The sequence below is a fragment of the Flagellimonas allohymeniacidonis genome (genome assembly GCF_004296335.1).
Lineage (GTDB): Bacteria > Bacteroidota > Bacteroidia > Flavobacteriales > Flavobacteriaceae > Flagellimonas > Flagellimonas allohymeniacidonis.
This window is the reverse complement of the sequence record NZ_SGIU01000001.1, coordinates 517,584-543,359: the sequence shown is the minus strand read 5'-3', so window position 1 is coordinate 543,359 and position 25,776 is coordinate 517,584. Positions and strand designations below refer to the sequence as shown.

The window sequence follows — 25,776 nt, the reverse complement described above, 5'->3', positions numbered from 1 at the left end:
CTATACCCTACCCTTGAGGGCGTTAAAAACCCATGCAATGGCAAAGAAACCAACACCTACTGCTCCGAATCCATAACCAGCGACCTCGTCGTATTTAAATGCTCCCAATGCAATCATTCCAAGCCCCACAAAAATCATGATCCAAGTAGCCCAGGCCAGTACGGTGTTTTTGTTCATTCCCATAGTATAAATTCAATAGTGGACCAAATATCGCAAAAAAAAGACAATGTCTAAATCTCTTCTGGGTTTAGGCTTCAAAGGGGAAGGTCACACCTACTTGCCGACGTACCTCATCAATAAGTTCTGCTAAAACCAAGCTGTCTTCATGGCTCCAAAGTTCACTTTCTAATTTATTTGTTTTCAGACAATTATGAACTTCTTCAATTTCGTGATAAAGACCTCCACCTTTCATAGGTAGCTCTATGGTTTTTAGTTCTTCCTGTTTTTTGAAGGAAAATGAGTTGGTTTCGTGCCATCTGGGATGTAAAAGCAATTCGGCTTCGCTTCCAGAGATTTCAGCTTCCATTTTTGATGTACTGGTCAATCCGCTATAGAGCACGGACAATGCGTTTGGATACTTGAACAGGATTGAAGTCTGTATTTCTGTACCGTTGGGATGAAAATTTGCAAATGCCTTTATGGCCGAAGGCTTACCCAAAATCAAATACGAGAGAAATATGGGGTAGATGCCTATATCTAAAATAGAACCCGATGCCAATTCCGGATTAAACAGGCGCGACGACTCGTCCCGATCTAAGGCATAAAAAGCAAAATCTGCCCGGATATACGAAACCTGACCTATTTTACCTTGATCCACCAACTCTTTTACTTTTCGCATAGAAGGGTTGAACCTTGACCACAAGCCTTCCATCAAAAACACATTGTGGTCCTTTGCGGCTCGTATCAGCTCCTTTACCTCTTCAGAATTTACACCCAAGGGCTTTTCACAAAGTACATGTTTGCCATGTTGCATGGCCATTAAAGCCAATTGTTTGTGAAAATTATGCGGGGTGGCTATGTAAACCACATCCACTTCTGGAGATTGGAACATAGCCTCATAGCTACCAAATACATTTGGAATTTTATGCTCGTTGGCAAACTCCTGAGCTCTGTCAACACTTCTGGATGCTACCGCTGAAAGTACCCCATCCGAAGTGATTTTGACGTCTTTTGCGAACTTATGGGCAATCTTTCCTGGGCCCACGATACCCCATCTAATTTTACCATGCATAGAACCCAAAAGTAATGATTAATACTCCGTATCTTTAGCCGATATGCCGAAAATGGTTTGCAAATTATGGACATAAACTTCAATAAAAACGAAGACCACAACAAACTAAAAATTTCAGATTTACGTAAAAAGCTTTCTACCGTTAAACTTGGGGGTGGCAAGAGTCGCATTGAAAAACACCACGCCAAAGGAAAGATGACGGCCCGTGAGCGGATTGATTATTTACTCGATAAGGACAAAGAAGCCATTGAAATAGGAGCCTTCGCGGGTGATGGCATGTACGAGGAACACGGAGGATGCCCTTCAGGTGGGGTTATTGTGAAAATCGGATATATCCACGGAAAACAATTTGTGGTTGTCGCCAACGATGCCACGGTCAAAGCCGGAGCCTGGTTCCCTATCACCGGGAAAAAGAACTTAAGGGCCCAAGAAATCTCCATTGAGAACCGTTTGCCCATTATTTACCTTGTTGATAGTGCCGGGGTGTACTTGCCCATGCAAGATGAGATTTTCCCCGACAAAGAACACTTTGGGCGAATTTTCAGAAACAATGCCGTTATGAGCAGCATGGGAATCACCCAGATTTCCGCAGTAATGGGTAGCTGCGTTGCGGGAGGTGCCTATTTACCAATTATGAGTGATGAGGCCCTGATAGTCGATAAAACAGGAAGCATTTTCTTGGCAGGTAGCTACTTGGTAAAAGCCGCCATCGGGGAAAGCATTGACAACGAAACCTTAGGTGGTGCAACTACCCATTCTGAAATTAGTGGTGTGGTGGATTATAAGGCCAAAGACGATGCTGATGCATTGGATACCATTCGAAACATTGTAGATAAAATTGGGGATGCCGAAAATGCAGGATTCAGTCGAATTGAATCTAAGGCCCCTGCTGAAAACCCTGAAGATATTTATGGGATCCTTCCCCGACAGCGAAGCGACCAGTACGATATGCTCGAAATTGTCAAGCGTTTGGTGGACAATTCCGAATTTGAACCTTACAAGGAGGGTTATGGTAAAACCATTCTCACCGGTTATGCGCGCATTGATGGATGGGCCGTCGGAATTGTTGCCAATCAGCGAAAGGTGGTAAAGACCAAAAAAGGGGAAATGCAGTTTGGTGGTGTTATTTATTCGGATTCTGCAGATAAGGCCACACGTTTTATTGCGAACTGCAACCAAAAGAAAATTCCTTTGGTATTTCTGCAGGATGTTACAGGCTTTATGGTAGGGAGCAAAAGTGAGCATGGAGGCATCATTAAAGATGGGGCCAAAATGGTGAATGCTGTCGCCAATTCTGTAGTTCCGAAATTTACCGTTGTGATTGGAAACAGTTATGGTGCCGGTAATTATGCTATGTGTGGCAAGGCCTACGACCCTCGGCTTATCGTGGCTTGGCCGAGTGCGGAGTTAGCCGTTATGAGTGGAAACTCAGCGGCCAAGGTATTGTTGCAAATCGAGAAAGCGGCATTAGAAAAAAATGGAAAGGCCCTTGATGCCAACAAAGAGAAGGAGCTATTTGATAAAATCAAGAAGCGTTACGATAACCAGATTTCTCCCTATTACGCTGCAGCCAGACTTTGGACGGATGCGATAATTGACCCCTTGGACACTAGAAAATGGATTTCAATGGGGATTGAGGCAGCCAACCATGCTCCTATTCAAAAACCTTTTAATATGGGTGTACTCCAAGTTTAAGTTTATTGGGGTGGCAGCTGTAAATTTGCGTTGAGAGTACTCTTTTTGCTTACTCTATAATATCGGGTCTCAAAGCCGTTCAAGGTAAAGGACAAAACATCTTTTTCCTTGGCATGTATGGAATACCTGCCGTTTTCGTTGGATTTTGACTGCTCTTTGGTGCGCATGTTGATTATAACAACGTCTGAAAGCATCCTTCCTCTATTGATTACAAATCCGGATATCATTGCAAGCTTTTTCTTTTTCTTTTCTTGACGCTTGTTGATACGCTCAGCTGTTTTTGTCGGTACCATAAATGAGGATTCCAAAAAGAAGGCCATGGCCGAATTGGGCAATTTTTCCCATTTATCTTGACTTGCATACTTTCTGAACGAATCAGTTTCGTAGGAGGAAGCTGCCAGAACAAGACCCAACTCCTCACCTCCATAAACCTCTAACAATTCGAGTGAAGCAACAAAGTCGTTGCGTACAAATATGGAGTATGGATTTAAGTCAACACGCCCAAAGCGCTGACCTTTTTTAACCATGTAGATGATGCTTTTTTTTGAAGTGTTCAGATTGGTCTTTGGTGCTCCAAAAGGACCCTCGATATCATAAATATTGATGCGAAGTAGTACACTGTCAGATGTGCTGGACCATATCTCAAATCCCAAAGAATTTAGTTTTCGAAGACCTTTCTTTACATGAATGCGAGTCGCCAGTTCCCCTCCTAGGGCTCCGTTCTCTTTCCAATAGCCAAAGATGTTCTCCCCAAGGTTTCTGTAGCCCACATTTTGATCTACAAATTCCGAGTCGATGTTGGACACCACCACTTCTTGGAGTTCCACTACCGACGGCTGTAAATTTATTAAGGGGTAATCGTTGTACCGATATTCAAGGTTTGGGATGGGTATTTTCAGCGGTTCATAGCCCAAGGATGAAAACAGTACTTCCTCTTCAGTATTTAAGATTTCTTGAGTCAGTTCAAGATGAAAAATTCCGTCTTCATCACTTACCGTCCCTATTCCCCTATCTACAATCCCAATATTTACATAAGGCACCGGATTTCCGGTTTTGGCATCCACGATTTTTCCCTTGTAGTCCTTTTGGGCCGATACAAACAATGGAATACCAAAAAGCAAAAGTGAAGCTAAAATCTTTTCAACCATATCTACCTGGATACGTTGGCCGATATATTTTCCACTTTAAAAAGCTCACGGTTCGCATTTTTGATGTCCAATTTGAACACCATTACATCCTTCCTTTGCGCTTTGGTCCCGTAGTTATAATACACCGTTGCTTTCAAATACGAGGGAGTAAGGCTTTTGTTTCCTAAATAATTAACGTTGACCTTCCAAACACCGGATATTGAATTATCAATAAGGTATTCCGAGCACGAAAAGCCAAAATCTTTTTCCCTGCGGATATCCTTGGCATTGTCCTTCAAGGTGTGCTTCCAAGTGTAATATTGTCCATCAGGGTTTACAAACTGTAACTCAAATTCCGCCTCGCTATCGCTCCATTCAAAAAAGAGGCGCGTACCTTCAAAGTCCTCCTTGTCAATCTTTAGTTTACTATTTTTAACAGCTCCAGCAATTTCTGTCTTTTCAAGTGCCAAAAAATTATTGAACTCTCTGTTGACAATGGTCGAAAAAGCCGTGGTGTCCAATTGCATAAATCCTTCATCCAAAAGATAAAAATATCGCGCGTACAAAATCGCCGCTCTGTCCATATTTCCAAGATTTCGGTTTGCTTTGGCCAAATCGAGATACGATTGTGAATACTGAGGTCTGAGGATAAACACTTCACGAAGCGCATCTTCGGCCTTATTCAACCTTCCTTGGGATTCGTAGATATAGGCCAAAGATTTTAGATGAACTGGATTGTTACCCATTGTGCTATAGGCATTATCAATAATTTGGTCCGCATAGGATTGGTTTTTCCATGTGTCAGCAAAATACTGGTACGCATCCAATGTAAAATAAGGTGAACTGGAATATTTGCTCGAATTTCTTTCCATAACATCTTTGGCCTCTGTAAAGGTTGCGGCATTTCTAAGCTCCTTTAAATAGGTGGGGGCATTTTTAGAGATAGTTTCTTCATTAAGGGCATCCCCATTGTAAAAATTATCTGTCCTTCGTGCTATATCAATTGGCAATCCATTGTTATCCACCAACTCCGGTGTTCCGGTTTTGGTGTTAATCACGATTACTCCCCCCCTACCCAGATTGCCATAACGCACGGTGCCGGCCGCTGATGGTATCACGGCCATACGACTTATGTTCTGAACATCTATGAAGTCAGGAAAATTGGTAAAAATTTGTCCATCGATATCGAACAAGGCAGGCCATCCGCTACGAAGAAATACTGCTCTTCCATTGCCAAAGCCATTAAGTCCGGAAAAACCAGTGCCCTGGGTTTCCAGGGGACCACGACCAAAGCCAAAACCATCGCTTACCCTTATACCGGGAAATCTATTTCTGAGCACATTGGCCAAATCAAACTCCCCAGGTAAAATCTGCTCATCCTGCAATATTCTTGCTGTATAAGACGCTTTGGATTTATCCAAATAGCCAAAGGCTGTTTTTATAATGTTGGGATTGGTTCTGTAAAGCAGTTCAAGTTCCTTCTGAGTGTTATTTCGACTCTTGGTAACCGTTACGTTATCCAGTTTTTCAATTCTTGGAAACATTTCAACATTAAGTATTCGGGTAACATCCTCTACTCGAATTTGGACGGACTCCATTCCTTCGGCGCTGTAAAAGAGGACATCGCCGATGTCAGCCACTATTTTATAGCTGCCATCGTTTGTGGTCGTTTCCGAGATTCCTTTGTTGAGTACTTGAATGTCCACCTTGTCAAGGGAACTCTGGCCGTTGATCACCTTACCTTGAATCAATCTTTCTTGAGAAATTCCGGAAGTAATGCATACAATAAAAAATAGGAGTGTAAAGAACTTTTTCATAGCTAATAGATTAAGAAGATTACAACAAATTGACCTCTAAAGGCCTTATTTGCAGTAAATTACTTAAAAGAAGAATCTGCTACAACTTTAATTTCCTAAATGTTCCTTAATTCTGGGAATAAGTAATAGTTCGGTTTGTCGGCCATTTACATATCGAAACCCTTGTTCGCCAAAAAATCCGGCCTCTTCTAACATGATACGAATATCCCTTTTCCATTCTGCGATAGTGACCGTGGTGTTCAGCTCAATGGCGTAAACGGTATTCGGATTAAGTGGATAGTTTTCACCATCATCTTTCATGACGCCACCTTGAGAATCCCACATGCCAATTGTCGTTCCAGCGGAATGCCCGTAAGACCCCAAAGGATGGGTGTATATGGCTGGACGGAGTCCCGCATCTTTTCCGTCACTCAAGGCTTTGGCCAGTATTTCATTCCCGGTTTTTCCTCTAACCATATTCGTGGTCAAGAAGTCTTGTACCCTATTTCCATCTTTAAGGGCATTGACCAAATAATCGGGAGCTTTTTTTTCTTCCGGTTTCAGTACATAGGCCAATTCTTGACAATCGGTGTTCAAACGCAAATACGTAATACCGAAATCGCAGTGTAGCAAGTCCCCAGGAAGGATGGCCAAATCATCTGGCCTGCCCGAAAAAGAGTATAAATGACCGACAAGTTTTTCACTTGTGCGTTGAACGTCTACCGTTGGATGAAACCAAGTCTCAAGTCCCAAATCGGTAACTTTTTGCCGCATCCACCACTCTACCTCGGTAGTTGTGGTGACTCCTGGCGTAATGACTTTTTCTGAAAACGCTTCTGCAATAATGGCATGGGTAATGTCGACCAGCTGATTGTAGATAATCATTTCCCGGTCGGTCCGTGTCTCAATCCAGCGAACCGCCAATTGTTCTGCTGACACCACTTTAGAGCGATACTTTTTGGGAAGATTGAACATAAATTCCTCATAGTCGGTTTTGTCCAATCCATCTGCAATGTTATGATCTTTGGAGAAATTCAATCCAATCTTCTTCGGATTTCGTTCTTCAATTAACTGCATCAACCTTTTCCACTGATTGGGCTCTTTTTCCTTATCCCAAGCTGAAACAATGTTCTTGCCAACATTGTAACGGGCCACGGCCAACTTATCAATAGTTCCTTGTTTCTGATTTCTGTAAAAAAGTAAAATGGTCCGGCGCCTTGCATTGAGCCAGGTTGCGGGAAGCATTGTTTTTAGAACAGGATCCTCATTGTATTCCCTTGATATCAGAATCCACATATCGATATTGGCGGCATCCATAAGTTGGGGCAATAGTGCGTTAAAGCGTTCCGCCAATATCTCATCAATTACTCTTGCTCGTTCTGCCTCGGGAAGTATGTGCTGCGCCTGTACTTTAAAAAAGAGAAGGAAGCCTAAAAGAAGTATGGTCTTTTTCATGAAGGTTGGTTTATGATTTGAAAGTACAAAACTTACCTTATTTTCTGAACCGTATCCGCCCGAAGTATTTTTCCGGTACTGGTCTCGGCAAAATTTTCAAGCAACACTACTTCTTTTGGAATCTCATATTTTGAGAGATTCTTCAACTTTGTCAGGTTTTCCAACACCTCAGTTTTGTCCAAATTTCCATTTTCAATAAGAAGTACTAGTTTCTGTCCTAGTTTTTCATCAGGAAGACCGGTGAGAAAAAACCTATGGGTCATAACTTCGGATATTTTTTCCTCAATTTGTTCAGGAACCAATTTAACCCCTCCAGAATTGATTATGGAATCTGCTCGACCTAGCCATTGAAAAGTGTTTTCGTCCACCAAATCCACAAGATCATTGGTGTTTATACTGTCTTCAGCAATGTTCGGCGCGTCAATAACCAGACATCCCCTATCATCCTGTGATATATTGACATTTGGAAGTACCCTAAAAAAGCGACTACTTTCATCGCTAAGCTTTTTGGAAGCTATATGGGTAATGGTCTCTGTCATGCCATAGGTTTCAAAAACCTGGGTTTTGAGTGTTTTGACCTGATTTCTTAGCATCACTGAAACCGGAGCGCCGCCCACAATCAAAGCTTTTATGCGGTCAAGATGTTTCAGTGAATTCTGTAGTTGAAGCGGTACCATTGCCACAAAGTCATAGCCTTTTGATGTATCGCTTAAAGGATCGGAGGAGGGTCTTACGTAATCCAATCGAAGGCCCAAGACCATGGCACGCACCAACATCATTTTTCCGGCGATACCCGTGCAAGGGAGACACAAAAGAGCACTGTCTCCTTCGGATAGCTCAAAATGAGCTCCCGTTGCTCTGGCAGAATTTATCATTTGCGCTTTTTTAAGAACTACAGTCTTTGGAGTACCTGTAGAACCCGAAGTTTGTACCTCTAAGGTGGGTTTTTCGGAAGCCCAATCCATTAGAAAGTCGCCTATGCCAATTTCAAAATCCTCACCTTCCTTGACCAGACTATAGCCTATCTCGCCAAGATCCTCAAAGGCGTATCGAATACCATTGAGCCTAAAAGCTTCATGAATATTATACCAATTTGGATTCGCTTTCATTGATTGCATTAAATTCTTCTTCCGACATTACTCGTCCAAACAACTTTTCTTTCCAGTTTTTCCATCCATATTTCCTGGAAAAAAGAACTAAAAGTAATGGGAATACCACAAAAATGGGAATTAAAATATCCCAACCAATCACAGGCTCAGCTATGTCTTTGTAGACAGAATGGGTTTGAAAGGCGGTCCAATCCGCAGTTACCAGAAGTGCGGTAATCAAATTGTTGGCCGCATGAAAGCCGAGTGCAAGTTCCAAACCTTCATCCATTAAGGTAAGAATACCTAAAAAGAAACCGGTTCCAATATAAAACACCATGATGCCCAATCCCAACTTCTCTACTTCGGGATTGGCAATATGCATTAGACCAAACAAAATGGAGGTCACAAACAAAGGAACCCATCTGTTCTTGGCAAAAATCCCCAAACCCTGCATGATATGTCCCCGAAACATATATTCTTCAAAACTCGTTTGCAGGGGTATTAAGATAATCGCTATTATCGCCAAGGGTATAAATTTCTGTAGGTCAAAATTCCAAACATAATCCTCGGGAGAGAAATAGATATCAATTCCTGTGAGTAAAACAGTTAATCCGCCCCAAAGAAAAAAGGCAAAGAAAATTCGTTTCCAATCAATTCGCTTGCGCGATGTGGTCAATGAGGTTATGGATTGCTGATGCACCAAGTACGTCCATCCCAAAACCACAAACAAACCTGCCGCCAAAGGGGCCAATAGAATGATCAAAACAATATTCGAGCCCAATTGATCTATAAGTTGATTTAACGTGTCTTCGACACTGACCGGGGAATTGATAGTGGCCAAGTAGTTGAATGCCATAAAAGCTATAAACCCGATAGGGAGAAACAAATATTTCCAAAGACCTAAACTCCCTTTGTATCCTTGTTCTATATACATAAATTATGAATTAAGTTTTTCTGCCAATTCTTGTTTTGTTTATAAAAAAGATTGCCTTCGGAAACTTCCAAAGGGCTTTCAAAATTATTTGTGAACAAGCTTCCCGTGCCCAGACCCTGTGGCATTTTAGTTTGGAGTGAAAAGGTCCATTGGGCAATGGCATTTAAGCCAATGTTGCTCTCCAAAGCGCTAGTAATCCACCACCCTATTCGGTACTTGTTCGCCAAGTCAATCCATTCCTTGCTTTTCCGAAATCCTCCTATCAAACTTGGTTTCAAAATAATGTATTGAGGTCTCACGGTTTGTAGTAGTTCTTCCTTTTTTGTTACATCAGATATACCAATAAGTTCTTCATCCAAAGCAATCGGTAAAGGTGTTTCAGCGCATAATCTTTGCATCGCTTCCCATTGTCCAGCCTTTATGGGCTGTTCTATGGAATGGATATCGAATTTGGCGAGCACTTTTAATTTGTCCAAAGCTTCGGATGCGGAAAAGGCTCCGTTGGCATCCACGCGCAATTCAATTTCTGAAGGTGAGAATTTCTCGCGAATAGATCTAAGGATGGAAAGTTCACTTTTAAAATCAATGGCTCCAATTTTCATTTTAATACAGTGGAAGCCTTCCTCAAGTTTTTGTTCCAATTGGGACAACATGAATTCCTTGTCACCCATCCAAATCAATCCATTGATGGCAATAGGGATGTCGGATTTGGTAAAAGCTGAAGGGAATAATTCAAAGGAATCGGTGCTTTGTAATGAAATAAAAGCTTGTTCCAATCCAAATTGAATGGAGGGAAATTCCGTGAGCTCTTCCCAAAGTTTTTCTAATCCCAAATCAACGTTTTTGCACACCCAGGCAAGTTTCGCTTCATACCCTTCCACATCGTCGATACTCAATCCTCGTAACAAACCGCATTCACCAATCCCGTAAGAACCGTCATGGCTCAATACCAAAAACCATGTTTCTTTCTCCGTCATAACGCCTCTTGAGGTTCCGCTGGGGGTCTTAAAATTGAGAAGGTGCCTTTTGTAAGTCGCTTTCATGTGATGCTCTCAAATTTACTTATATTTTCACACAAAAATTCAAGGCATGTATAACTTAGAAGGAAAAACCATTTGGATAACCGGGGCTTCATCTGGAATAGGCAAAGCCCTGGCAGAAACCTTAAGCAAGGAAGCATGTAATCTTATCATTTCTTCGAGAAATGCCGAGGAATTGGAGAAAGTAAAGGCCTTATGTGAGCCAAGGGGCAACATAGAAGTCCTAACCATGGACTTGAGCCGTCACAACGAGATGAAGGAACTAATACAAAAGGCAATTTCATTGTTTGGCGGGGTAGATGTTCTAATCAACAACGCAGGTGTAAGCCAACGGTCATTGATATTGGATACCGATTTTGAGGTTTACCGCAAGCTCATGGATATAAATTACTTGGGCACTGTGGCGCTGAGTACGGCTTTACTGCCACATTTCGTTGAAAATGATGGAGGGCATTTTGTGACCGTAACCAGCATAATGGGTCGATTTGGTTCACCCTATCGTTCGGGCTATTGCGCAGCAAAACATGCGCTTCATGGTTTTTTTGATGTTCTTCGAATGGAACACGATAAAGACAATGTGAAAGTAACCATGGTTTGTCCAGGATTTGTAAATACCAATGTTGCCAAAAATGCCTTGATTGGGGATGGTTCGTTGCAAAAAGAAAACGATACCGCTACCCTAAGCGGATTGCCCCCCAAACAAGTAGCCAAACAAATTGTGAAGGCTATGCGAAACGAAAAATTTGAAGTCTACATTGGCCGAAGTGAAATACGGGGAATATACCTAAAGCGATTTTTTCCAAAAATGCTGCACAAGGTTGTTATGAAAAGTCAGGTGAGGTAGTCTTAACTGAAGTTAAACCAAAAGCGGACGCCTTCGCCGGCCTTATCAATGTTCAATTTGGATTGAAGCTGGTTCACCAATCGGTTCATTAGTCGAATTCCCATGGAGGAATGCGTTCGTTCCTCGGTATCTTCAGGAAGACCAACCCCATTATCGGTGTATTCAAAATAACCTTGTTCGCCATTCTTTCTAAGGTGGATGTAAATCTTTCCGTTTTCGTCATTTTCCGGAAAGGCGTACTTAAAGGAATTGGAAACCAATTCGTTCAGAATCAATCCAAATGGGATGGCACGATCAATGTCCAATTCGGTTCCTTCAGCATCGATAGTGATGCTAATATTGTGGCCTCCTTTTTTATATACTGATTGCACACTATTGATCAAACTCTCAATATAACCTTGCATTTCGATAACTGAAAGATCATCGTTTTGATACAATTTTTGATGAATCAATGCCATGGCCTTTACCCTACTCTTGCCTTCTTCCAAAGCTTCAATAGCCGATTTACTTCGGGTGTTTTTCGTTTGAAGACTTAACAGACTCGACACCATCTGAAGGTTGTTCTTCACCCTATGATGGATTTCTTTCAGCAGGGAATCTTTTTCAACCAAAGCGTTTTCGATAATATGTTTTTGCTCGGCAATCAAACGCTGGTTTTTAATACTCTTTAAGTAGGCATAGACCAAGCCAGCGAATCCAAGCAAGGTGAAAATCAACGAGATAAATACCAAGTTGATACGTTCATCCTTGGCTTTCATTTCGCTTCGTGCCAGCTCATTGATACGTTTTTGCTCATCAATCAAACGTTGTGAATTTTCCAAATCCTCATTGGCAACAATGGTAACCAATTGCTGTTTAATCAAAGAGGATTGTTTTTGGTTCAATGAGTCTTTGATTCTTTCGTTACGCTTATAATATGTAGCGGCATTTTGATAGTTTTCCACCCTATCATAAAAGGCGGCAAGAAGACTGTTTCTTTTAATATCCTGTAGGGCATTGATATTATCAAACTCAATGTCCAAACTCTTTTTTGCATCTCTAAATTGCTCCAGTTGAAGATTGGCATCGGCCAAGTTGAGCGTGTTTTCAATAACCTCGCTCTGGTGTCCGTTGCTTGGCGAGGATTTCAGCACCTCAATGCTACTTTCCAACAAGGGAATGGCCTCTTCATATTCTCCCAAAAGTACATGGCACTTTCCTATATTACCTTCTATTTCAGCTTTTAAGAGGTCCGCATCGAAAAGTTGTTGTTCTGTTTTTTCTTTTGATATATCGTTGATAAAAACATCAAGGTACGCCTTCGCTTTTTTAAGCTCGCTCATGGCCGTCGGGGCGGAATTATCCAACCTTAAATAGTTACCCACCTTGCTATGATATTCGGCCAGACCGTACGAGTCATTGTCGGCAATCGTAGGTTTTACCTCCATAATGTATTGGTTTCTAGCCTTACGGTGCAAACCAAGGTTACTGTAAATGTCATAGAAGGCCACGTTTTCGGTGATGCCTATTTCACGTTTTTCCTTACGTATTTCTATCTGCTTGTCATACAGCTGGAGATTGGCGTAATTATCGTCGAGAACATCAAGAACTATTTTTATGGAGGTCCTGTTCATGGAATCTTTGGCCGCATATAATTCTTTGGCAAGAGCAATACTCTTATCGTAGTCCCCCAAATCATTATAAATCTGGGCCTGCATCATTTTGTATTGGCCCAAGGCAATTGAATCATTGGTGGTTTGGGAATTGGATAAATATATTTTGATGGTATCCAACCAATCGTAGGCAGAATTCACGTTATACCTATCCATTGAATTAAAGAAAATATCAAAGCGCTCACCTGAGTTGGGTGCGTCTTGAAATTGATTCAAAACGCTGATCTCATCATCTTGAATGGCCTGACCCCAAGAGGCATGACAAAACACAGTGATTAAAGCAATAATTGAGGTTTTCAGGAATAATTTCATTACTTCAATTCGATAATACTCCAAATAGGATTTAGGTTCTAAAGGATTTTGTGTTTTGTTCTTATTTTTTGACGCCGTACTAGTCACAAAAAGCAGTTTAAGCAGGGATAATTGCCATTAGGTGTGCATGTGCCCTGCGAAGAAATCTCTATGTATAGAACGGTTCTTTTGATTCAAAATTAAATCCATTAACATTGAGATGTTCACTATTGTTGTGAAATGGCCGATTTCTGTTGTGAAAAGTAAAATGGTGTATATGAAAGTACCATTTATCGATGTTTTGTGCCGTTCATGGAATAAATGATTCCCTCAGCATAGATAAAACAAAAAAGGCCTTGTTATTAAAACAAGACCCTTTTACGAGAACACTATATGAAAATGAAAAATTACTTTTCTTGACTAATTACACTCTAAAGATATTTTTAGTCTTGCTTTTAGTGAAACTTATGTTGTGAACAGTAGAAAAGTTGTGGTTATCCCACCGGAAACAAAAAAGTGCCCTTAAAGGGCACTTTTAAATCCTATGCGTTCTTTTTCCTAGCTGTTCATAGAAGAAATAATGAACTCCTTAAAATCTTTGGATATCGGAATAAGGTTATTGTTGATCATAATGTCCTTTGAATTAATGGCATCAATATGATCGACATTGACAATATAGGACTTGTGGGCCCTATAAAATTTATTCTTTGGCAATTTTTCCAAGTAGTCCTTCAAAGGTGAGCGAACCAAAAACTTTTTGTCTGCTGTGTTCACTTCCAAATAAACATTATCCGCTTTGATAAATTGTATGTCCTTAAATTGAATACGATAATAAAGGTGTTGTTTTTTTACAAATATGGAATCCTTAAGTACCGAATTGGAAGTAAAAGCATCGCCTTCACTACCGGCGATTTCCTTAGTGTTCTCCTTTCTTGAATAATTGAAATTCGAAAGTGCTATTTCTATGGAGGTATAAAGATCTTGCTGTTCAAACGGTTTTACCAAATAACCATCCGGCTTCACCGTTTTGGCATTCTCTACTGTGGCCCGATCTGAGTTTGAAGTGACAAATATGAAAGGTATATTATACTTTTCACGAATATGTTTTCCAAGGTCGATTCCTGTTTTATCTGATGCCAGGATGATATCAATCAGGACCAAATCAACATGATTATTCTTTAATACTTCAACCGCTTGTTCGTAAACAATCACATTATCAACAATCTCGTACCCTATCTCCTCCAACATGGACTGCATGTCGTCGGCGATAATTACGTTATCCTCAACAATCAATATCTTAATGAGATGTTCCAAGTTTCGTTAAGTTTAGTGGGTTAGTACTCAAAATTACAAAAAATAATTAACTGCTATCATGAACAAAACTGACAGAAGGAAGGTACTTAGGGCCAATTTCTTTAGTTCCGGATCAAGCAATTTGGGTTGCTTTGTCTTCATTACTTTTAAAAGATGGAGGCCAATGGGCAGAAAAACCAGCAGATAAAATGAATGCTGCCATGGGATACGGGTTGCCCAACCAAAATACAACATGGCCAAAAAAGAGAGCGCTATTAGAGCCAGGTGATATCGTTTTCCATTCTCAAATCCCATAAATACTATTAGTGTATTTTTTCCATGGGTTTTATCCGAGTCAACATCTCTTAAATTATTTAGGTTTAATACTCCGACACATAAAAGACCAATGGTTATGGCTGGCAAAAATGCTGTCCAATCCAGAGACTTGGTGTACAAAAACATACTTCCCAATACTCCTATTAAACCAAAGAAAATAAAAACAGCTACATCACCCAATCCTCTATAACCATATGGGCTGGTGCCCATGGTATATCGTATGGCGGCCCAAACACTGAGGGCGCCTAAGACTATAAATAAGGTAAAATATCCGATATTCTCCGTCCCGAAAGCCGCTAATAACAGTAGTGTTGCCAATAAAAGGCTTAGAACTACGGATATGACTATCCCTCTTTTTAACGAGGCTCTAGAAAGAAGACCCGATTGCAGTGCTCGTTGAGGTCCTATTCGACCTTCGCTATCTGTCCCCTTAACTCCATCTCCATAATCATTGGCAAAGTTTGAGGTAATCTGGAAGCCCACTGTGGTAAGGAGTGCCAGTACGAATATCGTTGTATCAAAAAAACCTTCCCTTAAGGCCAAGGCGGTTCCCGTTATGATTCCTGATAATGAAAGTGGCAGTGTGCGTAACCTGGCTGCAAGGAGCCATGCCTTAAATGGGCTCAAATCTAATAGGGGTCTTCTATTTGTACCCTTTTCCCGTCTTGGTAAGAGGCGACGAACGCATCCTCAAAGCCCATTTGAACCAATTGCTTTCTAAACACCCGGGCTTCATCCAAAGTTTCAAAATTACCCAAGGAATAAGCGTAGAAAGGGTTAGTCTTTACAAACAAAGTATTGGTAAGGGCCTCGGAGGCCAAGGTGACATTGTTATCCACAAAGGATTTTATTTGCACGGAATAAATCTTTTCCTTTTCCAAAAAAGCCTTTGCCAAATAGAATTCATGAACTAAACTGAGTTCTTGGTTCTGAAGTTTAAGATTGTCTATTCGGGTTTTAATGGCGTCCAAACTATCAATGGAAACTAGGAGGTTATTTTGGTTCTCCAATGCATTTTTGCTGCTGAATCCTGCGGTGTAAGACGTAATGGCCAAGACACTTACTATAAAAAGCAACGAGATGGAAAGCAACACATTTCGCTGCAATTTCAGTTTGCGTAAATCCTTATTCTTGAATTTGATTTGGTCTAAAAGTCTCTCATTAATGATTTGGGCCTTATCGATATCCTTATGAAGATCCAATAAATCGCTTTCTTCGATAAATGGCATATTAAATGGAGTTAAAGTTTTTGAGTTCAGTTAACTAGATAAGCATCAATAAGTTACTGCTTCCCTGTATTGCAAATGTAAACTTTTTGCAAATAGAAAAAACTTGGAGCTTCAATTTTTTTTCAACGCAAAGCTTGCTGGGGCCACTTATTGCGACAAATAAATACCGTCGTCTTTAATTAGTATTTTTCGTTGTTTGTATAAAATTCCAATGGCCTTTTTGAAGGCTTTTTTGCTCAAATGCAAAGCATTTTTGATTTCATCGGGTGATGATTTGTCGTGCAGTGATAGGTATCCTCCACTTTCATGTAACCTATCCAGCACCAATTGGGCCGATGGTTCGAGCATCTTGGTTCCCAAAGGTTGTAGGGTTACATCAATTTTGTTGTCCTCCCTCACATTTTTGATATATCCTTCCAAATAATCCCCAACTGCGATTGGCCGAAAAACATCGCTTTCGAAAAGCAATCCCAAAAATTTATCATCAATGATTACCTCCCACCCTAGAGGTGTTCTTCGGCTCACAAGTAGATTTACCTTGGTGTTCACTGGCAAATCAAATCCTACGTTGGTTAAATGACGATTGATTCTACTGGTAGCCACTAAACGAAATGATTCTTCGTCCAGATAACAATACACTACGTATTTCTTTCCCTCCTCCATCCTAACTCGCTGTTCGCGAAATGGCGCCAAAAGATGTTTTTCCAAACCCCAGTCCAAGAAGGCCCCAAAGGGACTTACCTGCTTTACCTCGAGATATGCAAAACAATTTCTGCGAACCAGTGGTTGCAACGTGGTGGCGATGGGTCTTTCATTATTGTCCAAATAACAGAATACCTGCAGTTCATCATTTATCTCAAAATCAGCCGGAACATACTTGTTGGGGAGCAAAATCTCGGTGTCTTCGTCATCTCCCAAAAACAATCCTACGCTGGTGCTTCTAAGCACCTTTAAGGTATTAAAGTTTCCCAATTCAATCATCTTTGTAAATGTAGTCAATAAAAAAAGCTACCCGAGGGTAGCTTAAAACCGATTTGTTTTCTTTCTAGTTATAAACAGATTCTTTTCCAAAATGTTTGGTCAGCATATAATAAATTACGGCCCTATGCTTATTCTTATCTGAACGGCCGTAGGTGTCTATTACGCTATTTATGGCTCCCAAAAGATCACCATTGTCCGGAAGGCCTAGTTTTTTTATCAAAAAATTATTCTTTACGGTTTCAAGCTCTTTGTCGTCCGACCCAGAAACCTTGGACGCGTCCAGGTTGTAAATGGCAGGCCCTAAGCCAACAGCAACCTTGTAAAGAAGGTCCATATCTGGGGTTTGCCCAAACTTATCCTTTATATCTGCGGCGTACTTTTCCACCAATTCATCTCTTTTGCTCATAATAGTCAGTGTTCTTAAAATTAAAGGGATTGATAATACTTCTAAGATATGAAATCGAAGTAATCGAGCAAAATTTTGTTGTTCTTCAATCGGGGTGTGAAAACCTCTAGAATCTTAGGGTTTTCAGAGGCATTGTAAAAGCTCTTCAATGCACTTGAAAGCTCTTGTTTGCTGCTTACATTTTGATATTCAAACCCATACATTCTTGCCAAGTGATTGGCTTTATGCGAATGTGTGGTTTCAAAGAATGTGGTAAATTCCTCGGATTCCTCTTTTCCTGGTAGTATTCTAAAAATTCCTCCGCCCGAATTATTGATCACTAAAATCCGAAAGTCTTTCCGAGCGGCATTGGTCCAAAGACCATTGCTATCATAGAAAAAACTAAGATCACCTGTTATCAAAATGGTTGGCGTGTCATTGTAAATAGATGCCCCGATCGCAGTAGAGGTGCTCCCATCTATCCCGCTGGCACCACGATTGCAAAACACAGCAAGCGATTCATTCATTGGAAACAACTGGGAATATCGCACCGTGGAACTATTTGATAGGTGTACTTGATAACCCTTGGGAATTGCCCTTTGAATTTGGTCCATTGCCCAGAAATCGGAAAACGGAATCTGTTCCAAATAATCTTCCCTTTTTAACTCATAAGCATCCCTAACCTTCTTCCAATAAGGGTTGTAGTCTTGGTCTCCGGTTTTTGTAACGGCAAGGTTGCGCAAAAAGGTGTTTGCATCCGTTTTAATATGTTCAGAAAGACTAAAAAAAGTATCGAAGGCCTTCTTTTTGTCAACATGCCAATGTTGTTTGGGTTGAAAATCCCTGAGGAACGCCTTTATTTTTTTTGAAACAATAAGACCTCCAAAGGTGATGAGCAAATCGGGTCGTAAATTTTCAAAGAGCTGTTGCCTATTGGCTGACTTTTCTATGGGTGCAATGATGCTATCGATACTTGGGAAAAAGTCTGGATGATGAAGATTGGATGTGGTCTCGGTAAACACAACAACGGAATCATCCTCAGCTAGTTTATTTAATACTTCAGTATTGACCGATTTGGGAGGGTTAACCCCTACCAGAATCATTTTACGTTTGCTGGAATTCCAAACGGAAGCATAGGTTCCATAATCCTCGGTTTCCACATCTACCAAATCTCGTTGGTCAAATTTGGGCGCTGTTATCTGAAGGTCTTTGGTTTGACCATACAGGGGCTCTTCAAAGGGTAAGTTGACATGTACGGGTGACCTTTTGGTGCTTGCTACCTGTAGTGCGGTTTGAATTTCCTTTTCATTGTATGCTTGAATATCCTCTTGGGATTCCATAAGCATCTCGGGACTAAATTGTTGAATGGTTTCAGGAAAATGGCTTACATCTTGTTTCAAATTTGCAGAATATCCAATGTGATTGGCAAAAACATTTTCCTGTCGGATGGTCTGCCCATCCCCTACATCAATTTTATATTTAGGTCGATCGGCGGAAACCACAATGAGCGGAATATCGCTATAGAAAGCTTCACAAACTGCGGGATAATAATTTAAAAGGGCACTACCTGATGTGCACAATACAGCTACCGGTTCTTGCAACTGCAAGGCCATACCCAAAGCGAAGAAGCCCGCACTTCTTTCGTCAACCATACTAAAACAATTGAAATTGGAGTTTTTTGAGAAACCTAAAGTAAGCGGTGCATTTCTGGAACCGGGAGAAATTACGATGTTTTTGATCCCCCACGACTTAAAGAACAAAACCAAGGTTTGTGCTGAGGGTATATCAGAATATATCATGGATTACAAAAATACGTTCCAAAAGCCTATTTCCCTAAAAGAGAATTATGAAATTAGAGCATGTTCAGCATGGTTCGGCTTTTGTTCTGGGTTTCCTCCCATTCCTTTTCCGGGATGGATTCTGCGGTAATGCCGCCACCTACAAAAATTCGAGCGTTGCCACCCTCAAGTTGCATGCATCTCAGGTTGACAAAAAGTGAAACTTCTTTCTTTCCTTCCAAGTTCAACTCTCCCAAAAATCCGGTGTAAAAGGTTCGGTCATATCCTTCATTTTCCAAAATGAAAGCTGTGGCTTTATTAACTGGAAGCCCACAAACAGCAGGTGTGGGATGAAGTGCTCTAACCACCGATACAACACTTGCATCCGGCAACAACTCACCAGTCAAAGGGGTTTTAAGATGCCAAAGTTTTCCGGCCCTTACGGTTTCCAACGCTCCGGAATGAATTTTTTTGAGATATGGGCGCAGTTTTTCTTGAATGAACGATGTGACAACGCCTTGTTCTTCCAATTCCTTTTTTTCCCAGTAAGGAACACTATTGTCAATGATAGGTAAGGTCCCTGCCAAGGAAACGGTTGTCAACTTTCTTTGTTTTATGGAGACCAAAGTCTCCGGAGTTGCACCACACCACAAGCCTATTTTTGGATGAAAGAACAAATAACAAAATGCGTTCGAATAAGAGTTCAGGAGACTGGTAAAAAGTTCAATAGGCTGCCTTTTTGTCTGCACATCGATTTTGCGAGATAAAACCACTTTTTGAATCTCACCTGATTTTATAACCTCCAGACCCTTGCAAACCAAATTGATATGGAACAATTTCCCCTCCTCTGATTGGGGAATGGTACTCACCACCTTTTGTTCCTCCAAGATATGGGTGGACTCAATGCGTTCATCAGGTTGAATTAAGATAGCTCCTTTTGATAAATCAAATGGTGCAAAAACAAAGCCTTCTTCTTTAAACTTCTCTGTTTTATGAAGCTCATCGGTATTTTGGAAAACTCCTTGGACCTTATCCGAATTTGGTTTTCGATAGATGCAAAATGGCAAATTCCGTTGTATCCAGTCTTCACCTTTGTTGAGAACCTTGTCCAATGCTTTATTTTCTAGGTAGGGCAATCGTGGTCAACTTGCAATTGGAGATCAATTCACCGGAGTCATTGGTTACTTTTATTTCCCAAAGTTGTGTTGTTCTGCCCTTGTGCAAAATAGCTGCTCTTGCATACACATAGCCTTCTCGAATTGACTTTACATGGTTAGCTGCAATTTCTATCCCCCGAACATAGAATTCCTGCCCATCCAAAAAGATGTAAGAAGCTGCACTTCCCACACTTTCGGCCAAGGCAACCGAAGCCCCTCCATGAAGAACCCCGTCAGGTTGATGTACCCTTGGGCTGACAGGCATTCTGGCGATTAGATAGTTTTCCCCAACATCAACGTACTCAATCTCCAGAGTTTCCATCAATGTGTTCTTTCGGATTTGATTACAGATTGCCAGAATTTTTTCCTTGTGTTCGGTCATAGTAGTTTTCAATAAAAAAATTAGGACTCAGGGTTTACGCGACACCATTTAATTGGGTACATCTTCAGTTTTCTCCTGGGGATAGTATTCGATTTTTCGGGATGTGTAGCTGTTTCCTGGAGTAACAATTTGTCGCACCCAATTTTTGTCAAGGCTGTCATCAAACTGGTAAATGTATTCCTTCATAGATTTTGAATTGCTGGTCTGAGTGACTTCTTTCGTTAGCATACCATTGGTGTCGTAACTGTAAAACATCTTTTTGTCCGAGGCAAAACGCTTCTTTTGAAGGTCATAGGTAAAGGATTCTCTTGAAACTAGCGCCCCCTCACCCTCAAAGACTTCCTCCACCGCCTTATTCGGTTCACCATCGACAAACTCCTTGGTCAATACAATCTTCGTCTTAGTAGTGTTGGATTTCTTTTCAGATGTCCTAATGGATTTTTCAATAATACCATTGAAGAAATAGCTACAGGTTTCCTCATCCTTATTTGTTTCATAAGAAAGGGTAATATCATCCACACCATCGGCGTTGGAGGAGGTAATTTTCATTAGTCGTTCCTGATTATCGTACTCGTAGGTCTGTTGCTCTAGAAATTCCTTATCATAGGATATGATCTTTTCACTTACCCTTCTTTGAGCCGTAGTATCCACAGTAAAAAAATTGACCATGGAGGTAGTAACATCCAAAATGTTATCCTTGTAACTCTCCATACGCTTTTCTACAAGCTCTCCTTCCTCATATTTATAATACGTAATGTCTTGGTCCGATTCGTTGTATTGTGTCACCGTGCTGACCAATCTACCTTCTTCATCAAATTGAAAAAGTTCCCTTCCATAATCCGTAATAACCAAGCATGATTTCACCTTTCCCTTCAAATCAAAGTCTTCAACTTTGAAAATCTGGAGCTCCTGCGAAAAGAGTCCATTCACAAAAAGAAGAAATAATAGTATGACGCTAAACAGGTTCTTCATGGTTTTGCAAAATTAGCAGTATGCTTTCAATAATAAAATCAAAACCAGTGCCATAACCCAAATTTAATTTTAAAAATTGCCTTTTAGAAACTGCGTTCTGGATAAAACGGCTCGATATCCATAGAAATCTTCTTATCTGAAATCAATTCAGAGACCAACTTTCCGGTCGCGGGGCCCGTGCTCCACCCCATCATAGCATGCCCAGTGGCTATAGTTAGGTTTTTAAATTTAGATGCCCTACCAATATAGGGTAATCCATCTGGTGTCACAGGGCGAAGACCAAAGCCAGCCATTCTTTTATCCTTGTCGTTAATTTGCAATCCCTCGTAATAATCACCAGCACTACTAGCTATTGCTTCGATACGTTCTTTTCGAATGGTATCGTTGATTCCTGAAAATTCCATGGTGCCAGCGAAACGGGTAAAACCTCTCATCGGAGTTACCGCAATTTTGGCTTCCAAGAGCAGTGCCGGCATGGAAATCCCAGTATCCGTGGTAACATTGATGCCGTAGCCTTTTCCGGCTTGCAACGGAATTCTAACATTAAGCTTTTTGGCCAATCTTGAAGTCCAGCTACCTGATGCCAACACCAACTCCTCCAAGTCGTAAACCTGTTTGTCGGTTTGTATGGATTTTATGGTGTCACCTTCTAAGTGGAAATCTTGTACTTCCTCATTCCCAATTATTTTGACTCCCTTACCCAACAAATAGTTTTGCAGGGCCTGCATAAAAGTGCTTGGAGTCATGTGACGGTCACATAGGTAGTAAAAAGCACCCGAAGCATTTATCTGGACATTGGGCTCCAGTTTTTGTAGCTCTTGACGATTTAGATGAGTGACTTCTAAATCAAGTTCCTCGGCCCTGGATGCTGTTTTGGCCTCGTGGTCCCTTTCCTTTTCAGTCTTGTATATCATAAGAAGCCCTTTATTCTCTAAATGAAAGTCCTCAAACGTATCCAATGTCTTAAAGCTGTCGTAGAGCTCCCTCCCTAATAAATTAAGGTCTCTGATTATGGGCATAGCACGTGCTACTTTTCTGCTTGTCGCGGACTTTTTAAAGCTCCAGGCCCACTTAAAAAAATCAAGGTCCCAGCGCGGTTTCATATAAAATGGGCTGGACGAATCAAACATGTACCGAAGTCCTTTGGTTATCATACCAGGTGCGGCTAACGAAACTATATGACTTGGAGTTATGTATCCTGCATTGATATAAGAAGCTCCTGAATCTAAATTCGATTTATCTATTACGATAACCTCATGTCCTTCCTGAGCTAAAAAATAGGCAGATGACAAACCTACAATACCACCACCAACAACAATGACTTTTTTACTCATCTAAATCACCTGAAAACCGTGGGCATAGGGATCATCCTCGGTGTCTATGGTGATTGTATTACGACCATAGACTTTTGCCCAACCTTTAATACTAGGGATAATTCCCTTTATGCCCGAAATTAAGGTTTCTTGCTCAACCTTTCCCTTAAAGGTGGATCCAATATAGCTCTCGTGGATGTATTCATCCCCAAGGCTTAGCTGCCCTTTGGCATGTAGTTGTGCCATTCTTGCTGATGTCCCAGTACCGCATGGAGAACGATCAATGGCTTTATCCCCATAGAAAACTGCATTTCGACCATTGGATGAAGGGTCCAAAGGCTGGCCTGTCCACAGAATATGGGATACCTTGTTGATATTTGGATTTTGGGGATGAACAAAGCGGCCTGGATATTTTGTGTTGATTTTTTTTCGCAGTTCTTGTGAAAGACTTACAAGTTCTCCTGCAGAATAGTTGTGCATTCCTGAAAAGTTTTCCTGCTCATCGATAATCGCATAAAAATTTCCACCATAGGCTACATCAAAATGCAGCTCACCCAAAACTGATGAGTCGACCTTTAGATTTTCACTTGCCATAAAACTGGGCACATTGGTGATTTTGACCCATTCCACTTTATCCTTGGGTTTATGGTAATCTATTTTCACAAGTCCTGCAGGGGTTTCCAACCGAATTCTTCCAGGAGTTTTCGGTTGTATTAACCCTTCTTCCAATGCTATGGTCATCGTGCCTATGGTTCCATGCCCACACATAGGCAAACATCCGCTGGTCTCTATGAATAATATGGCAACATCATTTTCTTTTTTATGAGGTGGATATAAGATGCTTCCACTCATCATGTCATGTCCTCTAGGTTCGAACATTAAGCCTCTCCTGATCCAATCGTAATCCCGCATAAAATGCTGGCGCTTTTCCTCCATGGTTTGGCCAATCAAATCAGGGGCACCTTCCTTGACCAATCTGACTGGATTTCCACAGGTATGCGCATCAATACATTTGAATACATGTACTGCCATAAGAATTGAATTCTTCGGTATTGAATTTTTATCCAATATAGCGATATCGTCCCAAATTAGGCGTACGTCGAATTAAGGTTGGGACCAAGACCCCAATCCAATGTTTCGAACCCTTTCAATTTCACGGGGTTGCAATCTTTTGACTACTTTTGGTAAATTTTGAAAAATACCGTCACATGAAAAAAATGATTTTGGTTTTCCTTGGATTGGTTTCAGCTTGCAATTCCTCTCAGAAAACGGTGAGTGAAACTGCTGCTGTTAAAAAAGAGGTCAATCCTCTCGAATATGCGGAAACCATCACGCAAGAGGAATTAAAAGACCACCTATACATCTATGCTTCAGATGAATTTGAGGGTAGGGAAACTGGAGCGCCTGGACAAAAAAAGGCTGTGGAGTATTTAAGAAAGGAGTATCAAGAGCTCGGCATTCCAGCTGCAAAAAGTGATGGGAATTATTTTCAGAAAGTGCCCCTGGAAATTGCGAGTGTGCCCGTTGGAAGTATTTCATTAAATGGTACTTCTTTCGACCTGGGTGAAGATGTGATTACTTTCACTACTGCCATGGGGAATTATTCAGAGGTTGTTTATTTGGGATATGGCATTGAAGAGGGTGATTATTCGGATTATACCAATCTAAACGTTCAAGGGAAACTTGTATTGATTAAATCTGGGGAACCAGAAAACAAAGATGGAACCTATACCTTGACCGGTACCACCGAGAAATCAGCTTGGAGCAACATGTCACAAGCCATGGAGAAGAAATCCAAATTGGCCATTGAAAAAGGCGCTCAAGGGATTCTGTATTTTGATTCAGAAAATTACCCCAGGTTCAAGGGGTACTACGAATTCATGAAGAACAACAAAAGTGGCAAAATGTCACTGAAACAAGAGGCCAGTGATAATTTTATTGTACTTCTCAATGAAACCGCCAGCAAAGTTCTAAAAAAGGATATTGTTGAAGATAATGAGCCGAAGGCAATCAATTCCGAGGTTGATCTAAAAATTTCTAGCGGGAATGGTCAGGTGGATTCAGAAAATGTGGTGGCCCTCTTAAGAGGAACCGAAAAACCAGATGAGTATGTGGTCATTTCATCACATCTAGATCATATTGGTGTCAATGCGGACGGACAAATCAACAATGGTGCGGATGATGATGGATCGGGCAGCGTTGCCCTACTAGAAATTGCAGAAGCTTTTAAGAAGGCGAAAGAGGAAGGTAATGGACCCAAGCGATCTATTGTATTCTTACATGTGACAGGGGAAGAAAAAGGGTTATTGGGTTCTAAGTACTATACAGATTATGAGCCTATCCTTCCCTTGGAAAACACTGTTGCCAATTTGAACATTGATATGATCGGTAGAATTGATCCAAAGCGTGAGGGAGACCGAAACTACATTTATCTTATTGGTTCTGATAAATTAAGTACAGAACTGCACAATCTGTCCGAAGAAGTAAACACCAAGTATAGCCAAATAGAATTGGATTATACCTATAATGACGAAAATGACCCCAATAGATTCTATTACCGAAGTGACCATTATAATTTCGCAAAAAACAACATTCCCATAATTTTCTATTTTAACGGTACCCATGCTGATTATCACAGGCCTGGGGACACAGCTGATAAGATAAACTATGATCTGTTGGAGAATCGTTCACGACTCATTTTCCATACTGCATGGGAAGTTGCCAATAGGGCCAACAAGGTTGTTGTAGATAAAGTTTCCAAATAGATATTGAGTCCTTAAAACGAAAAAAGCCCCTT

General features: G+C 40.9%; 23 protein-coding genes. 3 read left to right on the top strand and 20 right to left on the bottom strand.

The features are described 5' to 3' along the window. The gene (locus tag EW142_RS16645; protein ID WP_165395206.1) at positions 1-177 is read right to left on the bottom strand and encodes a CAL67264 family membrane protein; all 177 of its coding nucleotides are present in this window, start codon (positions 175-177) and stop codon (positions 1-3) included. A 70-nt stretch (positions 178-247) separates the two neighbouring features. Continuing rightward, positions 248-1,231: a Gfo/Idh/MocA family protein gene (locus EW142_RS02325; protein WP_130609092.1), complete on the bottom strand. Its 984-nt coding sequence runs from the start codon at positions 1,229-1,231 to the stop codon at positions 248-250. Positions 1,232-1,297: 66 nt separating this feature from the next. On the opposite strand from EW142_RS02325, the gene EW142_RS02320 reads away from it, so the two are divergent. Further along, the gene (locus EW142_RS02320) at positions 1,298-2,926 is read left to right on the top strand and encodes an acyl-CoA carboxylase subunit beta (protein WP_130609089.1); all 1,629 of its coding nucleotides are present in this window, start codon (positions 1,298-1,300) and stop codon (positions 2,924-2,926) included. Positions 2,927-2,928: 2 nt separating this feature from the next. On the opposite strand, the gene EW142_RS02315 is transcribed toward EW142_RS02320, so the two are convergent. From EW142_RS02315 to EW142_RS02290, 6 genes are all read right to left on the bottom strand, one after another. Continuing rightward, positions 2,929-4,074, bottom strand: coding sequence for a carboxypeptidase-like regulatory domain-containing protein (locus tag EW142_RS02315; protein WP_130609086.1), 1,146 nt, complete (start codon positions 4,072-4,074; stop codon positions 2,929-2,931). 2 nt (positions 4,075-4,076) lie between these two features. Then, positions 4,077-5,870: a hypothetical protein gene (locus tag EW142_RS02310; protein ID WP_130609084.1), complete on the bottom strand. Its 1,794-nt coding sequence runs from the start codon at positions 5,868-5,870 to the stop codon at positions 4,077-4,079. An 87-nt stretch (positions 5,871-5,957) separates the two neighbouring features. Next, on the bottom strand, positions 5,958-7,304 hold the full coding sequence (locus EW142_RS02305; protein ID WP_130609081.1) for a M24 family metallopeptidase: 1,347 nt from the start codon (positions 7,302-7,304) through the stop codon (positions 5,958-5,960). A 32-nt stretch (positions 7,305-7,336) separates the two neighbouring features. Further along, positions 7,337-8,422 (bottom strand): AMP-binding protein, encoded by a 1,086-nt coding sequence (locus EW142_RS02300; RefSeq protein ID WP_240740139.1) that lies wholly within the window; start codon positions 8,420-8,422, stop codon positions 7,337-7,339. Then, positions 8,388-9,326, bottom strand: coding sequence for a CPBP family intramembrane glutamic endopeptidase (locus EW142_RS02295; protein WP_130609079.1), 939 nt, complete (start codon positions 9,324-9,326; stop codon positions 8,388-8,390). Before EW142_RS02295 ends, EW142_RS02300 begins: the two co-directional genes overlap by 35 nt. Continuing rightward, a complete protein-coding gene (locus EW142_RS02290) occupies positions 9,317-10,369 on the bottom strand; it encodes an o-succinylbenzoate synthase (RefSeq protein WP_130609076.1) in 1,053 nt (350 codons plus the stop codon). Before EW142_RS02290 ends, EW142_RS02295 begins: the two co-directional genes overlap by 10 nt. A gap of 46 nt (positions 10,370-10,415) precedes the next feature. Here EW142_RS02290 and EW142_RS02285 point away from each other — a divergent pair, with 46 nt between their 5' ends. Continuing rightward, entirely contained in the window at positions 10,416-11,210 is a 795-nt protein-coding gene (locus EW142_RS02285; RefSeq protein ID WP_130609073.1) for an SDR family oxidoreductase, read from the top strand. 2 nt (positions 11,211-11,212) lie between these two features. Here the strand turns inward: EW142_RS02285 and EW142_RS02280 are convergent, their stop codons facing one another. From EW142_RS02280 to EW142_RS02225, 12 genes are all read right to left on the bottom strand, one after another. Next, positions 11,213-13,261 carry a sensor histidine kinase gene (locus EW142_RS02280; RefSeq protein WP_313790900.1) on the bottom strand — a complete coding sequence of 683 codons (2,049 nt, stop codon included), beginning with the start codon at positions 13,259-13,261 and terminating at the stop codon, positions 11,213-11,215. A 450-nt stretch (positions 13,262-13,711) separates the two neighbouring features. After that, the gene (locus EW142_RS02275) at positions 13,712-14,467 is read right to left on the bottom strand and encodes a LytR/AlgR family response regulator transcription factor (protein WP_130609067.1); all 756 of its coding nucleotides are present in this window, start codon (positions 14,465-14,467) and stop codon (positions 13,712-13,714) included. A gap of 33 nt (positions 14,468-14,500) precedes the next feature. Then, a complete protein-coding gene (menA, locus tag EW142_RS02270) occupies positions 14,501-15,409 on the bottom strand; it encodes a 1,4-dihydroxy-2-naphthoate octaprenyltransferase (RefSeq protein WP_130609064.1) in 909 nt (302 codons plus the stop codon). 2 nt (positions 15,410-15,411) lie between these two features. Further along, a complete protein-coding gene (locus tag EW142_RS02265; RefSeq protein WP_130609061.1) occupies positions 15,412-16,011 on the bottom strand; it encodes an SPOR domain-containing protein in 600 nt (199 codons plus the stop codon). Positions 16,012-16,158: 147 nt separating this feature from the next. Continuing rightward, positions 16,159-16,992 carry a CvfB family protein gene (locus EW142_RS02260; RefSeq protein ID WP_130609058.1) on the bottom strand — a complete coding sequence of 278 codons (834 nt, stop codon included), beginning with the start codon at positions 16,990-16,992 and terminating at the stop codon, positions 16,159-16,161. Positions 16,993-17,056: 64 nt separating this feature from the next. After that, positions 17,057-17,398, bottom strand: coding sequence for a DUF2853 family protein (locus EW142_RS02255; RefSeq protein WP_130609055.1), 342 nt, complete (start codon positions 17,396-17,398; stop codon positions 17,057-17,059). 41 nt (positions 17,399-17,439) lie between these two features. Continuing rightward, complete coding sequence (menD, locus tag EW142_RS02250) at positions 17,440-19,176, bottom strand: 2-succinyl-5-enolpyruvyl-6-hydroxy-3-cyclohexene-1-carboxylic-acid synthase (protein ID WP_130609052.1); 1,737 nt, start codon at positions 19,174-19,176, stop codon at positions 17,440-17,442. A 53-nt stretch (positions 19,177-19,229) separates the two neighbouring features. Further along, positions 19,230-20,291, bottom strand: coding sequence for an isochorismate synthase (locus EW142_RS02245; RefSeq protein WP_240740138.1), 1,062 nt, complete (start codon positions 20,289-20,291; stop codon positions 19,230-19,232). Then, the gene (locus EW142_RS02240) at positions 20,272-20,694 is read right to left on the bottom strand and encodes a PaaI family thioesterase (RefSeq protein ID WP_130609048.1); all 423 of its coding nucleotides are present in this window, start codon (positions 20,692-20,694) and stop codon (positions 20,272-20,274) included. Before EW142_RS02240 ends, EW142_RS02245 begins: the two co-directional genes overlap by 20 nt. Before the next feature lie 48 nt (positions 20,695-20,742). After that, positions 20,743-21,666 carry a hypothetical protein gene (locus EW142_RS02235; protein WP_130609045.1) on the bottom strand — a complete coding sequence of 308 codons (924 nt, stop codon included), beginning with the start codon at positions 21,664-21,666 and terminating at the stop codon, positions 20,743-20,745. A gap of 83 nt (positions 21,667-21,749) precedes the next feature. Then, positions 21,750-23,000, bottom strand: a complete 1,251-nt coding sequence (locus EW142_RS02230; RefSeq protein ID WP_130609042.1) for an NAD(P)/FAD-dependent oxidoreductase — start codon at positions 22,998-23,000, stop codon at positions 21,750-21,752. Further along, positions 23,001-24,011 carry a 4-hydroxyproline epimerase gene (locus tag EW142_RS02225; protein ID WP_130609039.1) on the bottom strand — a complete coding sequence of 337 codons (1,011 nt, stop codon included), beginning with the start codon at positions 24,009-24,011 and terminating at the stop codon, positions 23,001-23,003. 176 nt (positions 24,012-24,187) lie between these two features. Here EW142_RS02225 and EW142_RS02220 point away from each other — a divergent pair, with 176 nt between their 5' ends. Further along, positions 24,188-25,744 (top strand): M28 family peptidase, encoded by a 1,557-nt coding sequence (locus EW142_RS02220; protein WP_130609036.1) that lies wholly within the window; start codon positions 24,188-24,190, stop codon positions 25,742-25,744. Positions 25,745-25,776 lie beyond the last annotated feature (32 nt).

What these genes read in the sequence shown, in the direction of transcription:
- EW142_RS16645 (WP_165395206.1), bottom strand. Translation starts at nt 177, where the DNA reads ATGAACAAAAACACCGTACTGGCCTGGGCTACTTGGATCATGATTTTT.
- EW142_RS02325 (WP_130609092.1), bottom strand. Translation starts at nt 1,231, where the DNA reads ATGCATGGTAAAATTAGATGGGGTATCGTGGGCCCAGGAAAGATTGCC.
- EW142_RS02320 (WP_130609089.1), top strand. Translation starts at nt 1,298, where the DNA reads ATGGACATAAACTTCAATAAAAACGAAGACCACAACAAACTAAAAATT.
- EW142_RS02315 (WP_130609086.1), bottom strand. Translation starts at nt 4,074, where the DNA reads ATGGTTGAAAAGATTTTAGCTTCACTTTTGCTTTTTGGTATTCCATTG.
- EW142_RS02310 (WP_130609084.1), bottom strand. Translation starts at nt 5,870, where the DNA reads ATGAAAAAGTTCTTTACACTCCTATTTTTTATTGTATGCATTACTTCC.
- EW142_RS02305 (WP_130609081.1), bottom strand. Translation starts at nt 7,304, where the DNA reads ATGAAAAAGACCATACTTCTTTTAGGCTTCCTTCTCTTTTTTAAAGTA.
- EW142_RS02300 (WP_240740139.1), bottom strand. Translation starts at nt 8,422, where the DNA reads ATGCAATCAATGAAAGCGAATCCAAATTGGTATAATATTCATGAAGCT.
- EW142_RS02295 (WP_130609079.1), bottom strand. Translation starts at nt 9,326, where the DNA reads ATGTATATAGAACAAGGATACAAAGGGAGTTTAGGTCTTTGGAAATAT.
- EW142_RS02290 (WP_130609076.1), bottom strand. Translation starts at nt 10,369, where the DNA reads ATGAAAGCGACTTACAAAAGGCACCTTCTCAATTTTAAGACCCCCAGC.
- EW142_RS02285 (WP_130609073.1), top strand. Translation starts at nt 10,416, where the DNA reads ATGTATAACTTAGAAGGAAAAACCATTTGGATAACCGGGGCTTCATCT.
- EW142_RS02265 (WP_130609061.1), bottom strand. Translation starts at nt 16,011, where the DNA reads ATGCCATTTATCGAAGAAAGCGATTTATTGGATCTTCATAAGGATATC.
- EW142_RS02260 (WP_130609058.1), bottom strand. Translation starts at nt 16,992, where the DNA reads ATGATTGAATTGGGAAACTTTAATACCTTAAAGGTGCTTAGAAGCACC.
- EW142_RS02255 (WP_130609055.1), bottom strand. Translation starts at nt 17,398, where the DNA reads ATGAGCAAAAGAGATGAATTGGTGGAAAAGTACGCCGCAGATATAAAG.
- menD (WP_130609052.1), bottom strand. Translation starts at nt 19,176, where the DNA reads ATGATATATTCTGATATACCCTCAGCACAAACCTTGGTTTTGTTCTTT.
- EW142_RS02240 (WP_130609048.1), bottom strand. Translation starts at nt 20,694, where the DNA reads ATGACCGAACACAAGGAAAAAATTCTGGCAATCTGTAATCAAATCCGA.
- EW142_RS02235 (WP_130609045.1), bottom strand. Translation starts at nt 21,666, where the DNA reads ATGAAGAACCTGTTTAGCGTCATACTATTATTTCTTCTTTTTGTGAAT.
- EW142_RS02230 (WP_130609042.1), bottom strand. Translation starts at nt 23,000, where the DNA reads ATGAGTAAAAAAGTCATTGTTGTTGGTGGTGGTATTGTAGGTTTGTCA.
- EW142_RS02225 (WP_130609039.1), bottom strand. Translation starts at nt 24,011, where the DNA reads ATGGCAGTACATGTATTCAAATGTATTGATGCGCATACCTGTGGAAAT.
- EW142_RS02220 (WP_130609036.1), top strand. Translation starts at nt 24,188, where the DNA reads ATGAAAAAAATGATTTTGGTTTTCCTTGGATTGGTTTCAGCTTGCAAT.